Origin of the sequence: Actinoplanes sp. URMC 104, from assembly GCF_051386375.1 — a bacterium.
Classification (GTDB): domain Bacteria; phylum Actinomycetota; class Actinomycetes; order Mycobacteriales; family Micromonosporaceae; genus Actinoplanes.
Genome location: NZ_JBPQTO010000002.1, coordinates 2,115,116 through 2,128,683, shown reverse-complemented (window position 1 = coordinate 2,128,683; position 13,568 = coordinate 2,115,116). Strand labels below are relative to the sequence as shown.

General features: G+C 72.2%; 12 protein-coding genes. 9 read left to right on the top strand and 3 right to left on the bottom strand.

Going from position 1 to position 13,568, the window contains the following annotated elements; all coding sequences use genetic code 11:
• The first annotated feature begins 602 nt into the window (after nt 1–602).
• The 6 genes from dacB to folE all read left to right on the top strand — a co-directional run bounded on the left by dacB (nt 603) and on the right by folE (nt 7,794).
• Nucleotides 603–2,006 carry a D-alanyl-D-alanine carboxypeptidase/D-alanyl-D-alanine endopeptidase gene (dacB, locus tag ACSNN8_RS10990; protein ID WP_436648549.1) on the top strand — a complete coding sequence of 468 codons (1,404 nt, stop codon included), beginning with the start codon at nt 603–605 and terminating at the stop codon, nt 2,004–2,006.
• Nucleotides 2,007–2,059: 53 nt separating this feature from the next.
• Nucleotides 2,060–3,121 (top strand): zinc-dependent metalloprotease, encoded by a 1,062-nt coding sequence (locus ACSNN8_RS10985; protein ID WP_436648548.1) that lies wholly within the window; start codon nt 2,060–2,062, stop codon nt 3,119–3,121.
• A complete protein-coding gene (gene tilS, locus ACSNN8_RS10980) occupies nt 3,121–4,128 on the top strand; it encodes a tRNA lysidine(34) synthetase TilS (RefSeq protein ID WP_436648547.1) in 1,008 nt (335 codons plus the stop codon). Before ACSNN8_RS10985 ends, tilS begins: the two co-directional genes overlap by 1 nt.
• 138 nt (nt 4,129–4,266) lie before the next feature.
• A complete protein-coding gene (gene hpt / locus ACSNN8_RS10975) occupies nt 4,267–4,842 on the top strand; it encodes a hypoxanthine phosphoribosyltransferase (RefSeq protein WP_436648546.1) in 576 nt (191 codons plus the stop codon).
• Between the two features lie 292 nt (nt 4,843–5,134).
• Entirely contained in the window at nt 5,135–7,150 is a 2,016-nt protein-coding gene (gene ftsH, locus ACSNN8_RS10970; protein ID WP_436648545.1) for an ATP-dependent zinc metalloprotease FtsH, read from the top strand.
• Nucleotides 7,147–7,794: a GTP cyclohydrolase I FolE gene (gene folE / locus ACSNN8_RS10965; protein ID WP_436649512.1), complete on the top strand. Its 648-nt coding sequence runs from the start codon at nt 7,147–7,149 to the stop codon at nt 7,792–7,794. The genes ftsH and folE overlap by 4 nt, the downstream gene beginning before the upstream one ends.
• On the opposite strand, the gene ACSNN8_RS10960 is transcribed toward folE, so the two are convergent.
• On the bottom strand, nt 7,791–8,294 hold the full coding sequence (locus ACSNN8_RS10960) for a carboxymuconolactone decarboxylase family protein (protein WP_436648544.1): 504 nt from the start codon (nt 8,292–8,294) through the stop codon (nt 7,791–7,793). The two genes, folE and ACSNN8_RS10960, sit on opposite strands and share 4 nt — an antisense overlap.
• Before the next feature lie 66 nt (nt 8,295–8,360).
• Between ACSNN8_RS10960 and ACSNN8_RS10955 the strand changes: the two genes are divergently transcribed.
• From ACSNN8_RS10955 to ACSNN8_RS10945, 3 genes are all read left to right on the top strand, one after another.
• The gene (locus ACSNN8_RS10955) at nt 8,361–8,825 is read left to right on the top strand and encodes a MarR family winged helix-turn-helix transcriptional regulator (RefSeq protein WP_436648543.1); all 465 of its coding nucleotides are present in this window, start codon (nt 8,361–8,363) and stop codon (nt 8,823–8,825) included.
• An 18-nt stretch (nt 8,826–8,843) separates the two neighbouring features.
• Nucleotides 8,844–9,482 (top strand): GNAT family N-acetyltransferase, encoded by a 639-nt coding sequence (locus ACSNN8_RS10950; protein ID WP_436648542.1) that lies wholly within the window; start codon nt 8,844–8,846, stop codon nt 9,480–9,482.
• 387 nt (nt 9,483–9,869) lie between these two features.
• Nucleotides 9,870–10,271, top strand: coding sequence for a RidA family protein (locus ACSNN8_RS10945; RefSeq protein ID WP_436648541.1), 402 nt, complete (start codon nt 9,870–9,872; stop codon nt 10,269–10,271).
• A gap of 8 nt (nt 10,272–10,279) precedes the next feature.
• Here the strand turns inward: ACSNN8_RS10945 and ACSNN8_RS10940 are convergent, their stop codons facing one another.
• Entirely contained in the window at nt 10,280–10,963 is a 684-nt protein-coding gene (locus tag ACSNN8_RS10940) for a hypothetical protein (protein WP_436648540.1), read from the bottom strand.
• On the bottom strand, nt 10,960–13,554 hold the full coding sequence (locus ACSNN8_RS10935) for an FtsK/SpoIIIE domain-containing protein (protein ID WP_436648539.1): 2,595 nt from the start codon (nt 13,552–13,554) through the stop codon (nt 10,960–10,962). Before ACSNN8_RS10935 ends, ACSNN8_RS10940 begins: the two co-directional genes overlap by 4 nt.
• Nucleotides 13,555–13,568: the final 14 nt, after the last annotated feature.

The following is a 13,568-nucleotide window of genomic DNA, read 5'->3' as shown; positions in this document are numbered from 1 at the left end:
CGCTAGTCTCCCCTAAGTCTTACGCCGTGTTCCAGGAGGGGCTCGTGGGGAGGCAAGATTCACACGACGGTCCCGGGTACGACGGCGTGTCCGAGTCGCATCGTGGCTTGGGAAACGGTAACCCGGCGACGGGTCGCACGGGTGCGCCTTCGGCACAGCCCGAAGTCACTGTCGACCTCAATGGCACAACCCGGGCACTGCGGCCCCGGCAGTCATCCGAAACGGCCGGCGAGCCCGGTCGTGTGGTCGTGCCGCCGCCCTCCGTTCGGCCCGAATCCGCGAGTGTGCCGGACGATTCCGGACCCGAAAGCGGCCAATCGCACCACGGCGGGCAGGACGGGCCGGAAAATCGGCAGATGCAGCCGCGAACGCCGGACCGTTCCGGCGCGCCGACGACCGGTGGCACCTATGGGCGGGCGTCCGTCCCGCTGAACACGGCGCGGCCGGCCGGCGACCAGGATGCCGGTGAGCCGATCCCGCGCGTCGCGCCTCCTGTGCCCGACCCGGCAATATCCCCCGCAGCGGGCGCTACGGCCGTGACCGGCGACGGCGGCCGCCCGGGAAACAGTGCAACGCCATCCGGAACCCGTACGAAATGGTTCTTGGCTCTTGCGGTCGTCGTCGTTCTCGTGCTCGCCGCGGGAGTCGTCGGACTCGTTCGCCCCGGCCCGATCGAGGGGTGGCTGGCGGCCGAGACCACCAGCGCGCCCACCCCCGTTCCGCCGACGCCCGACCCGTCGCCCACGCCGGTGCTCGCGGCGGCCTCCGGCGGCGGGACGGCGCCGACGGCGCAGGGTGTGACAAAGGCGATCGACCCGCTGGTGAAGTCGGCCGCGCTCGGGACGAAGGTGCACGTGGCGGTGCTCGACGTGGCCACGGACAAGGTGCTCTACGCCCGCAACGCGGACACGATGACCACCCCGGCCTCGACCACGAAGCTGCTGACCGCGGCGGCCGTGCTCCAGGCGCGCGGGCCCTCCTACCGGCTCAGCACGCGCGCCGTGGCGGGCAGCAAGCCGGGCGAGGTCGTGCTGATCGGCGGCGGCGACCCCACGCTCGCGACCAGCCCCAACAAGCTCTTCCCCGGGGCGGCGCGGCTCGACGTGCTCGCGGACCAGGTCAAGAAGGCGCTGGGCGCGACGAAACCGACCCGGCTGGTGTACGACACGTCGCTGTTCAGCGGTCCAGAGACGGCGCGAGGCTGGGACTCCAGCGACATCTCGCCGGGCGGCCAGGTGTCGCGCGTGCAGGCGCTCATGGTGAACGCGGGCCGGATCAAGCCGATCCACAACGAGTACGGCGGCGACCCGCGCTCCCGCAATCCCGCGGACGCGGCGGCGAAGGCGTTCGCGAAGATGCTCGGCATCCCGCCGTCGGCCGTGTCGAAGGGCAAGGCGCCGGCCGCGTCCTCCGCCGCCCCCACCGGGGTCGCTCCCGGCGCGCAGCTGGGCGTCGTGCAGTCGCCGCCGATGGTGCAGCTCACCGACTGGATGCTCGAGCAGAGCGACAACACGGCGGCCGAGGCGCTGGGCCGGCAGGTGGCGATCGCGGACGGCAAGCCCGGCACGTTCGACGACACCACCGAGGCGATCATCGCGCGGATGAACGACCTCGGACTGCCGGCGGACGAGGCCAACCTGTACGACGCGAGCGGCCTGTCGCGGCACAACGGGATCAGCCCCACGCTGCTCACCGAGCTGCTGGCGCTGGCGGCCTCCGGGCAGCAGCCGGCGCTGAGCGGCCTGTTCGGCGGGCTGCCGGTGGCGGGCTGGTCGGGCACGATGCTCAAGCGGTTCGTCGCGCCGAAGCCCAACCAGGTGGGGCAGGGGGTCGTACGGGCCAAGACCGGCACGCTGAGCGGGGTCAACACGATGGCGGGCGTGCTCACCACGACCGGGGGACGGCTGCTGGTCTTCGCCATCATGGCGAGCGGCTCGGGCAACGCCGTCACGGGCCGCGCGGCGCTCGACAAGGTGGCGGCGCGGCTGGTCACCTGCGGATGCTGATCTAAGGGTTTCTCCCGAGGGCGGGGTCGAATCCCACGGGTACGGTGGGGTGCATGGCGCAGTTCGTTGACTGGGATCTGGCCGCCGCGACCGCAGGCGCGCTCTCCAAATCCGGCCCCGCCGTCTCCTACGACGACGCGATGGCCGTGGTGTCCGAGCTGCGGCAGCTCACCGACGAGGCGGCCGGTCACGTCGCCGCCTACACCGGGCTGACCTCGCAGGTCGAGGTGCCGCCCGTGCGCGTGGTGGACCGCAAGGACTGGGCCGCCGTCAACATCGCCGGGCTCAAGCAGGTCATCATCCCGCTGGTCACCCGGCTCTCCGGCGACAAGCAGCCGGGCGGGCTGGCCGACGCGATCGGCTCGCGCGTCACCGGCGTGCAGGCCGGCACGATCCTGGCGTACCTCTCCGGCCGGGTCCTGGGGCAGTACGAGGTGTTCTCCGGCAACCCCGGCCAGCTGCTGCTCAACGCGCCCAACATCGTCGAGGTCGAGCGCAAGCTCGGCGCCGACCCGCGCGACTTCCGGCTCTGGGTCTGCCTGCACGAGGTCACCCACCGCACCCAGTTCACCGCCGTGCCGTGGATGCGCGGCTACTTCCTGGGCGAGGTGCAGGCCTTCGTCGACGCCTCGCAGAGCACCGAGCACATCCTCGAGCGCCTGCGCCGCGGGGTCGCGACCCTCTCCGACGCGCTGCGCGACCCCGACAGCCGCTCCTCGGTGCTCGACATCGTGCAGACCCCGGGGCAGAAAGCGGTGCTCGACCGGCTGACCGCGCTGATGACGCTGCTCGAGGGGCACGCCGAGTTCGTGATGGACGGCGTCGGCCCCGACGTGATCCCGAGCGTCGAGTCGATCCGGGCCAAGTTCAACCGGCGGCGCGAGAGCGGCAACCCCCTCGAGAAGGCGATCCGCCGGCTGCTCGGCATCGAGGTCAAGATGCGGCAGTACGCCGAGGGCCGCAAGTTCGTGCACGGCGTCGTCGAGCGGGTCGGCATGACCGGCTTCAACAAGATCTTCGACTCGCCGCTGACGCTGCCCCGGCTCGACGAGCTGGGCGACCCGGACGCCTGGGTGGCCCGGGTGCACGGGCCGCAGCCCGCGATCGGCGGGTAATGGCCCGCATCCCGCCCGCCGTCGCCGCGGTGCGGCTGGCCGTGCGCCGGGCACTGCCCGCGGAGGGCCTGGTGCTGGTGGCGTGCTCGGGCGGGGCGGACTCGCTGGCGCTGGCCGCGGCCGCCCGCTTCGTGGGTCGCTCGGTCGGGCTGGTGACGGTCGACCACGGGCTGCAGGAGGGGTCGGCGGGGCGGGCCGCCTCGGTGGCCGAATGGGCCCGTGCCGAGGGCTTCGATCCCGTGCTGGTCGAGACGGTGTCGGTGGCGGGGCTGCCGGGCGGGCCCGAAGCGGCAGCGCGGTCGGCTCGGTATGCGGCGCTCTCCGCCTGTGCCGCGCGCGCGGGAGCGGTCGCCGTGCTGCTCGGGCACACTCGCGACGATCAGGCCGAGACCGTGCTGCTGGCACTCGCCCGGGGGGCGGGGCCGCGCGGGCTGTCGGGGATGCCGGCGCGCAAGGGCATCTTCGTGCGGCCGCTGCTCGACGTGGCGCGGGCCGACACGCGCAAGGCCTGTGCGGCCCTGGGGCTGGCGCCCTGGGAGGACCCGCACAATGCCGATCCGTCCTTCGCGCGGGCGCGCGTGCGGGGTGCTGCGCTGCCCGCCCTGGTCGAGGCGCTGGGGCCGGCCGTGGTGGCCAATCTGGCCCGGTCGGCGTCGCTGATCGCCGCGGACAACGAGGCGCTGGACGCGCTGGCGACGGACGCCCTGTGGACAACCGCCTCTGAGGCGGCGCCCGCCGGTGTAGCGTCCCCGACGTCCCTGGGTGGGCGGGGGAGGCGGGGGCACGCCCTCAAGATCGCCGGCCTGGTGGGCATGGCCGAGGGGCTGCGGCGGCGGGTGCTGCACATGTGGGCGCGCGAGCTGGGCGCGCCGGGCAGCGCGCTCTCGCACCGGCACGTCGAGGCGCTGGACGCGCTGGTGGTGCGGTGGCGCGGCCAGGGAGCCGTACACCTGCCGGGGGGCATCCGGGTGGCGCGTGAGCGCGACGTGCTCGTTCGAGTGCCCTGACGTGCTGTGAGAGTTGTCACTCACGGTGTCCGTTTCACCGGGCACCACGGGCGGAACCGGCCGATTCCCCGGCGTTCCGGGCGTCGTGATCATGGCCCCGTGCGACGAGCCGCAACCTTCATGCGGCAGGCTTGGGGCATGGCTGATGGCTCCTGGTACGACGCCGACATCGACCACGTGATCATCTCTGAGGAGCAGATCCGGGAAAAGATCGCCGAGCTGGCGAAGCAGGTCTCCGCCGACCACGCCGACGCCGAGGGCGGCATCCTGCTGGTGTGCGTGCTCAAGGGCGCGGTCATGTTCATGGCCGACTTCGCCCGCGCGCTCGGCAAGCACGGTCCGTCCACCGAGATGGAGTTCATGGCGGTCTCGTCCTACGGGCAGGGCACCACGTCCTCGGGCGTCGTGCGCATCCTCAAGGACCTCGACCGCGACATCAGCGGCCGGCACGTGGTCGTGGTGGAGGACATCGTCGACTCGGGCCTCACGCTCTCGTGGCTGATGAAGTACCTGCAGTCGCGCTCGGCGGCCAGCGTCGAGGTGGTCGCGCTGTTCCGCAAGCCCGACGCGGTCAAGGTGCAGGTCCCCGTGAAGTACGTGGGCTTCGACATCCCCAACGAGTTCGTCGTCGGCTACGGGCTGGACTTCGGTGAGCGTTACCGTGAGCTGCCGTACGTGGGCGTGTTGAAGCCCGACGTGTACGCCCGTAGCTGAACCGTTTCTCAGCCTCTTCTCAGAATTCCGTCCTTATGGGCGGATTTCGCACCAAAGCTAGCTGAACGGGCGGCGGCTTGCGGATGTCCGGGCGACGGGCTCACGGGTTCGCAACCGGCACCTACGGTGTACCGTCGAGTGACCGATGGCGCAGTGTCACAAGCGCCGGAGGGGCCGGAACGGTTTCCCCGCACCACAGGGGGGCATCAGACCGGGGCCGCCGGTGGGCGGCACGTTGAGGTGACCAGGACGCCGATCAGGAGGGTCCGGGCGCTTGGCGCCCGACAACAGTATGGAACGTACGCGTTTCTTCCGCCGCCCGGTGGTCTGGATCATTCTGGTGATCATCGGCGTGATTGCGCTGAGCTCGTTCTTCACCAGTGGTCCGAGCTACCAGCGCGTAGATACCTCGGTGGCGCTCGAGCGCCTGAACCAGCCCGGCATCGAGAAGGTCGTCCAGAAGGACAAGGAGCAGACGCTCCAGATCGATCTCGCCTCGCCCGAGCGGTTCGAGGGCAAGACCACCGACAAGATCGAGACCCAGTACCCGTACGAGGTCACGCAGACCATCTGGAACGAGGTGCAGGAAGCCAAGACCGCGGGCCGGATCACCGGCACGATCAACGCGACGGTCTCGGGCGACAACATCCTCTTCAGCCTGCTGATCAACCTGCTGCCGATCGCGATCCTCGTGGTCCTGCTGCTGCTGTTCATGTCGCAGATGCAGGGCGGCGGCTCGCGGGTGCTCAACTTCGGCAAGTCCAAGGCCAAGATGATCACCAAGGACACGCCGAAGACGACGTTCGCCGACGTGGCGGGCTCGGAGGAGGCCGTCCAGGAGCTGCACGAGATCAAGGACTTCCTCCAGAACCCGGCGAAGTACCAGGCCCTCGGCGCCAAGATCCCGAAGGGCGTGCTGCTGTTCGGCCCGCCCGGAACGGGTAAGACGCTGCTGGCCCGCGCGGTCGCCGGCGAGGCCGGGGTGCCGTTCTACTCGATCTCCGGTTCGGACTTCGTCGAGATGTTCGTCGGTGTCGGCGCGAGCCGGGTCCGTGACCTGTTCGAGCAGGCCAAGTCGAACGCGCCGGCGATCGTCTTCGTCGACGAGATCGACGCCGTCGGCCGGCACCGCGGCGCCGGCATGGGCGGCGGTCACGACGAGCGCGAGCAGACGCTCAACCAGCTGCTCGTCGAGATGGACGGCTTCGACACCAAGGGCGGGGTCATCCTCATCGCGGCCACCAACCGGCCCGACATCCTCGACCCGGCGCTGCTGCGTCCCGGCCGCTTCGACCGCCAGATCCCGGTGGACAACCCGGACATGGAGGGTCGCAAGCAGATCCTGCGCGTGCACGCCAAGGGCAAGCCGTTCACGCCCGACGTCGACCTCGACTCGGTGGCCCGCCGCACGCCGGGCTTCTCCGGCGCCGACCTGGCCAACGTCATCAACGAGGCCGCGCTGCTCACCGCACGTAACGAGAAGCGGGCGATCTCCAACGAGTTCCTCGAGGAGTCGATCGACCGCGTGATCGCCGGCCCCGAGCGCCGCACCCGGGCGATGAGCGACAACGAAAAGAAGATCACCGCGTACCACGAGGGCGGGCACGCGCTGGTGGCCTACGCGCTGCCGCACTCCGCCCCGGTGCACAAGGTGACGATCCTGCCGCGTGGCCGCTCGCTCGGTCACACGCTGGTGCTCCCCACCGAGGACAAGTACACCCAGACCCGCGCCGAGATGATCGACACCTTGGCGTACGCGCTGGGTGGCCGCGCCGCCGAGGAGCTCGTCTTCCACGAGCCCACCACCGGCGCGGGCAACGACATCGAGAAGGCGTCCGGCCTGGCCCGCGCCATGGTCACCCAGTACGGCATGAGCTCCAAGCTCGGTGCGGTCAAGTACGGCACCAGCGGCGACGAGCCGTTCATGGGTCGCAACATGGGCCACGAGCGGGACTACTCCGACGCGGTGGCCGCCGACATCGACGCCGAGGTGCGCGCGCTCATCGAGCTGGCGCACGACGAGGCGTGGGAGATCCTGGTCGAGTACCGCGACGTCCTCGACAGCATGGTCCTCGAGCTGATGGAGAAGGAGACCATCACCCGCGAGGACATGGACCGGATCTGCGCCCGCGTGGTCAAGCGCCCGCCGATGTCGCCGTTCAACGGCTTCGGCAAGCGCCTGCCCTCCGAGGCGCCCCCGGTGCTGACGCCGGCCGAGCGCGACAAGCTCAAGGCGCAGGCCCACGCCGACGGCCAGATCGCCGTCGGCCCCAACCCCAACGGCAGCAGCTCGGAAGGCAGCAACTGATCAGCGACGACGACGAGCTCGACTATCTCGCTGCTCGGCTGGTCGACGGCAAGCTCACCGGTGCTCCGGTCGAGCAGGCCGTCGACCTCGGCCGTATCGAGAAGGCGGTTCGCGAAATCCTCATCGCGGTCGGCGAAGACCCCGACCGCGATGGGCTGGAACGTACCCCGGCGCGGGTCGCCCGGGCGTACGCGGAGCTGTTCGCGGGGCTGCGGGTCGACCCGGCCGAGGTTCTGAAGACCGCGTTCGAGGCCGACCACGAAGAGATGGTGCTCGTCCGCGACATCGAAGTGATGAGCATGTGCGAGCACCACCTGCTGCCGTTCAAGGGCGTGGCGCACATCGGCTACATCCCCGGGCCGCACGGCCGCATCACCGGTCTGTCGAAGCTGGCCCGCCTGGTCGAGGTCTACGCGCGCCGGCCGCAGGTGCAGGAGCGGCTCACCTCGCAGATAGCCGACCTGCTGATGGAGAAGCTGGACGCGCGCGGGGCGATCGTCGTGCTCGAGTGCGAGCACCTGTGCATGGAGATGCGGGGCATTCGCAAGGTCGGAGCCCGTACGGTCACCTCGGCCGTCCGCGGCGCGTACCAGACCGACGCCAAGGTCCGCGCCGAGGCGATGGCGCTGATCAACGCGCGCTAGGCCCGCACCAGGCGGTTCGCGAGCGTCGACATCGTGTACGTGCCGATGCCCAGCACCACCTCGAGCGCGTTGCGCCGGGTGTAGCCCGCGGCCAGAAAGGCCTCCAGCTCGTCGTCCGGCACCTCGCCCGACGTCTCCAGCACCCGCATCGTGAAGTGCCACAGCGCCGCCAGCCGTTCGTCGGCCGGGGCCTTCCCCGTACGCAGATCCGCGATCATTCCGGCGTCGGCGCCCAGCTGACGCAGCCGGCCAGTGTGCATGGCCCGGCAGACGCGGCAGCCGTTGCGGGCGGCGATCAGCATGACCACCACCTCCCGGGCGACCGGATCCAGCGTGCTGCGCTCGAACAGGTCGCTGGCCTGAAGGAATCCGCCGAGCATCTCGGGCGACTCGGCCAGCCGCGCGACGGCGTCGGGCAGGTGGCCGAGGTGCCGGACGGTCGACTCGATCAGCGGGCGGGACCCGTCCGGCGCCGACTCGAGGGTGTGTTGAGCGAACATGGCGTTCTCCCGATAAAGTAGTCAACGTGGTTGTCCATACCGTAAACCAGGTTGTCGAGTTTGCCAATGCCTGACGATCCGCCCGGATACGAGCTGCCGCTTCTGCTGTTCGCGGGATTCCGCTCGCTCATCGACGACCTGCATGCCGAGCTCGCGGCGCGCGGGCATCCGGACGTGCGGCCGGTGCACGGTTTCGCACTGCAGGCGATCGGACCCGCCGGCGCCTCGGCCAGCGACCTCGGGCGGCGGCTCGGGGTGTCCAAGCAGGCCGCGGGCAAGACGGTCGACCGGCTGGCCGCGCTCGGCTACGTCGAGCGGGCCGACGACCCCGCCGACGCGCGCCGCAAGCTCGTCCGGCTCACGCCCCGCGGGCTCGACATGCTGACCCAATCGGCGGAGGTCTTCGACCGGCTGCGGGCACGCTGGGTCGAGCGGCTCGGCGCGGCACGGGTGGCAGACCTGGAGACTTCCCTGCGCACGGTCGTGCCGGAGGCGGGCTTCCCGGTCGACGTGCCGGGCTGGTTCGGCTAGAAACCCATAATGACCGTCATGAGCAGTACGGCATGGCCACTGTTCGACCTGCGGCTGCGCTGTCACGTGGCCGAGCTGCGACCGGTGCGGGAGAGCGACCTTCCGCTGCTCGCGTCGATCCAGCCCGACGACTACGAGCTCGACCCGCGCGCCGAGATGCTGCCCGGGCTGAGCCTCGCCCGCAACCGCGCCCGGCTGGTCCACCAGGACTATTGGCGTGCCATGGGCACGTGGTCGCCTTCCTCGTGGGCGCTGCCCTTCGCGGTCGAGGTCGGCGGCGCCGTCGTGGGCGTCCAGATCCTCGAGGGCGAGAACTTCCCCACCCTGCGCACCGTCGACTCCGCCTCCTGGCTGATCCCCTCCGTACGCGGGCAGGGCGTCGGCATCGCGATGCGGAAGGCGATCCTGGGCCTGGCGTTCGACCACCTCGACGCGCTCGCCGCGATCAGCTCGGCACGCCTCGACAACGGGGCTTCGCTCGGAGTGTCGCGGCATCTCGGCTACACCGACAACGGGCTCAGCCTCAACGACACGGGCGACGGCGTCATCGAGCTGCAGCACCTGAGGCTGACCCGCCGGCAGTGGCAAACCGCGGGCCACGGCAGCGAGGTCGTCGTGACCGGTCTGGAGCCGTGTCTGCCCTGGTTCGGCCGGTAGCCCCGTCGGCGGGCGCTGTCCACAGTCCCGGGTTGTCCACAGGGCATCCGGCAGAGATCGCCTTTTCTCGCCACAATGGCAGCGGGGGCTTCCCCCGGTGGAGGGTGGGCTCCGTGCCGGGCTGGGCTCTGTGCCGGGCGGGTTCTGTGCCGGGCCGGGTTCTGTGCCGGGCCGGCTTCTGTGCCTGGCCGGGTTCTGCGCCGGGCCGGGATCTGTGCCGGGTTCTGCGCCGAGCGGGTTCTGCACCGCCGTGCGTGCTCTGCGCCGTGCGGGTTCTGCGCCGTGCGGGTTCTGCGCGGCCGTGCGGGGTCGGCGCCGGGCGGGTTCTGCGCGGGGCGTCCTGGATATTCGGTGGGCGGAGCTTCGGGGCGCCGGGATACTGGCTCGATGTTGGAGAGGCTCAACCCCGCCACCGTTCACCAGCCGCCCGGATACAGCCACATCACGATCTCGCCGGCGGGCCGGCTCGCGCACCTGGCGGGTCAATGCCCGCTCGCCCTCGACGGCACGGTGGTGGGCGAGGCGGGGGACTTCGACGCGCAGACCGACCAGGTGATCGCCAACTGCCTGGCGGTTCTCGCGGCCGCGGGCGCCGAGCCCGCCGATGTGGTGCGCTCGGTCATCTACGTGGTCAGCGCGGACAGCGCCCAACTTGCGGCGGTCTGGGACAGGCTCAACGCATCGGAGCTGGCGCCCGCCTTCACGACCGCGTCGACGTTGCTGGGGGTGGCTGCGCTCGGGTTCCGGGGTCAGCTCGTCGAGGTGGACCTGACCGCGGCGCTGCCATAAGAGCGGGGTCAGTTCAGGAACGACGACAGGCCGACGCCCATGCAGGTCAGCAGCACGGGGATCAGGCACGCGACGGCGCCGACTATGGGGGTGCGGTCGAGGCCCTCGGGGTCGTTGCCGTACACGAAACCGATGGTGATCCAGCCCAGCCCGAAGGCGAGCACGGGCATGGTGAGGCCGCACAGCAGGGCGTACGTGGGCACGGAGCCGGGCGAGGCGACCAGGTAGAGCGCGATCTGCACGATCAGCACGACCGCGGCGAACGGGCCGTAGATGAGCAGGTTGCGGGCCCAGGGGCGCCACCGGCGGGCGGTGGCGGGGCCGGCCAGCAGGGCGTCGGCGGAGTCGGCGGCGCGGCGTGCCTGCTGCAGGGCGGTCAGCGCGGTGGCCGGGCTGCCGGCGGCGGTCTGGGCGGCCACCTCCAGGTCGGCGGAAAGCGGGCGCAGATCGGCGACGGGTACGGCCAGCTCCTGCGTGAGGCGCGCCTCCTGAGCCGCCAACCGGGCGCGTACGGCGGAGAGCTCCGTACGGGCGGCGGTGACCGCGGCGTGGTGGTCGCTGACGGCGGCGCTGGCGGCACGGCGTACGGCGTCGAGGCGTTGCGCGGCGGCCAGATAGTCGGCCCACGGGCCGGGCGCGGGGGGTGCGGGCTGCGCGGGGATCGCGCCGGCGGCCTGCTGCTGATCGGTCACCGGGCGTCACCCCAGTCGTCGGTCACGCTGGGGTCGAGGAACGGCAGGACGGTGACCGTGCGGTCGGCCTGACGGTCGTGCAGCAGGGCCCGGTTGGGGTGCGGCTGCCACTCGACCGGGCGGCCGAGCGTCGCGGCGATCTCGGCGGGCGGCACGTTGAGGAACAACAGGCCGGCGACCGCGTCGGTGCCGCCGGCCTCGTCGGTGAACCGGCGCAGGTCACGCCACCACGAGAGCAGGTGCGCGCCGCGGGCCGGGCCCTCGCGCAGGAAGGCAGGCAGGCCGGGCAGGCTGCCGGCGGCGTCCATGCCGAAGACCACGCGGTAGCCGGGGCGGGCCGGGTCGAGCTCGGCGGCCAGGGCGTCCGCGCCGACGAGCGCGACCTCCTGCCGGTGCCCGATCTCGGCGGCCAGCGCCTCGGCAAGACGGTCACCCTCCGCGACCAGCGAGGCGATGACGAACCGGGCCGTACGCGGCGGGTGGAACGCGGCGGTGCTGCGAGCGGCCGCGTCGAGGACCTCGGACGCCGACGCCTGCGAGCCGAAGATCGTCAGATGCCGCCCGGGGGAGGCGTCGAACGGGAACGCCGCGGTGGTCAGGTTGACGTCGAGCATCCGGCCGACCAGCGCCGCGGGCCCGGTGCCCCGGCCGGCCAGCGCGGCCCGGTACGACGGGTCGTCGGCGAGGTGCTGGTGGGCGTACCCGGCGAAGATGCGCGGCGGCTGCGACTCCGGGTCGCGGGCGCCCCACAGCCGATGCCGCAGGTCGCTGAGCAGGGCGTCGTCCGCGTGCGGGTCGGGAAAGCGGATGATGCGCTCGTGGCCGCGGGTGGCGCCGCGCGGGCCGCCCAGGCCGCCGGCCGTGTTCACCACCGCGGTGCCCAGGGGCAGGCCGGCCGCCGAGTCGTTCGCCGGTTCGAGCACGTCGCCGCCGCCGGGCAGGGCGATGCGTACGGGGAACTGGCCGAAGAACGAGTCGCGCTTGTTGTAGAGCGTCTGGACGCCCGCCACGCCCTGGCTGGCCAGCACCAGGTGGATGCCGCACGACCGGCCCGTACGGGCCAGCCCGTCGAGCAGCGTGGTCGCCTCGGCCGCCACCGGGTCGCCGCCGGACAGCAGCACGGGGAACTCGTCGATCACGCACAGGATGCGCGGCAGCGGACGCTTGAGCCCGTCCTGGGCGGCCGCCGCCCGCAGCTCCTTGAGCGTCGACACGCCCGCCCGCTCGTACGCGGTCAACCGGCGCGCCATCTCCGCGTCGAGCTCGCGCAGCACCGCCAGCCCGTACTCCCGGTCGGCCTCGACCCCCACGGCGCGCGCGTGCGGCAGCCAGGTGCGGTCACGCTGGGTCGGCACGAACTCGGCGAAGGTCACGCCCTCCTTGAAGTCGAGCAGGTAGAGCGCGAGCTCCGCGGGGCTGTAACGGGCGCCCAGCCCGTACAGCACGTTGATGAGGAACGCCGTCTTGCCCGCACCCGACCGCCCGCCCACCATCCAGTGTGGGGTGAGGTCGTTGAAGCGCAGCGCCAGCGGGGTGTCGCCGTCGTGGCCCACGATGGTGCTCAGGCCCTCGGCCGCGTCGCCCGCGCACAGGGCCTCGCCGGGCTCGGGCAGCAGGTCGGACAGCGTGACCCGGGAGGCCGCGGCCGAGTGGGCGGCCAGCTCGCGGCACACCGCGTCCACCAGGTGCGGCGGCGGGTCCTCGTCGAGGAAGACCGGCGTGTTCAGCCACGACACCTCGGGCGTGGAGCCGTACGAGGCTCCGGGCGGATCGCCGATGACCGCGTACGGGTTGCGGACCGACACCATCGTCGTGCGCGGCAGCGGCGCCTGGGTCGTCTCGGCCGTCAGCGGGGGCGGCGGCCAGCCCGCCACGATCAGGTGCAGGCCGGACTCGGGGCCCTGCTGGGCGAGCGCGGCGATGCGGCGCAGCTCCTCGCCCTCGGTCAGCTCGGGCAGGCTCGCGACGACCACCAGCAGGAGCCGGTCGCGACGGGCGCGCCGCGAGGCGACGCCACGGCCGGGGCGCAGCCATTTCTCGGCCTCGGCGAGCACGTCGCGCAGGCCCTGCCGGTCGGTGGCGGGCGGCGACAGCAGGCCCGCGTCCTGCAGGCCGGCGAACGGCGCGAACACCTCGCCCCCGCCGATGCCGTCGACCGCGCGCACCAGCAGCGACCCGGCCGGCGCAGCGGCCAGCAGGCGCAGCAGCAGCGACCGGATCAGGCCGAACACGCGCGCGTCGGTGGCGGTCGCGTCGATCGTGAGGTGGCCGGTGCCCAGCAGCGGGATGACGGCGGGGAAGGTGGCGTCGTCGAGCGGCTGGGCCACCCCGAGGCGTACGAACTGGGGCGGGTACACGCCGCCTAGCGGGGTGTTGACCGACTGGGCCTCCAGCGGCGCGCCGAGCCAGCCGGGAGCGAGCGCGCCGGCGGCGGCCCTCAGCTCCTCCGACAGGCGGTGCTGCTCGAGCGGATCGGGCACGGCCGCGTCGGCATCGAGCACCGTCGAGGCCGCCTCCGCGAGGGCGGCCGCCTGCCGGTGCAGAGCGGCAGCCTGCTGAACCCGCAAAACCGCATCTGCCACCGCTCTCACCTCCTGTGTGCGCG

Excerpts from the sequence above, each read along its gene's own strand:
- ACSNN8_RS10985 (WP_436648548.1), top strand. The coding sequence starts at position 2,060 with ATGGCGCAGTTCGTTGACTGGGATCTGGCCGCCGCGACCGCAGGCGCG.
- tilS (WP_436648547.1), top strand. The coding sequence starts at position 3,121 with ATGGCCCGCATCCCGCCCGCCGTCGCCGCGGTGCGGCTGGCCGTGCGC.
- hpt (WP_436648546.1), top strand. The coding sequence starts at position 4,267 with ATGGCTGATGGCTCCTGGTACGACGCCGACATCGACCACGTGATCATC.
- ftsH (WP_436648545.1), top strand. The coding sequence starts at position 5,135 with ATGGAACGTACGCGTTTCTTCCGCCGCCCGGTGGTCTGGATCATTCTG.
- ACSNN8_RS10960 (WP_436648544.1), bottom strand. The coding sequence starts at position 8,294 with ATGTTCGCTCAACACACCCTCGAGTCGGCGCCGGACGGGTCCCGCCCG.
- ACSNN8_RS10955 (WP_436648543.1), top strand. The coding sequence starts at position 8,361 with ATGCCTGACGATCCGCCCGGATACGAGCTGCCGCTTCTGCTGTTCGCG.
- ACSNN8_RS10950 (WP_436648542.1), top strand. The coding sequence starts at position 8,844 with ATGAGCAGTACGGCATGGCCACTGTTCGACCTGCGGCTGCGCTGTCAC.
- ACSNN8_RS10945 (WP_436648541.1), top strand. The coding sequence starts at position 9,870 with ATGTTGGAGAGGCTCAACCCCGCCACCGTTCACCAGCCGCCCGGATAC.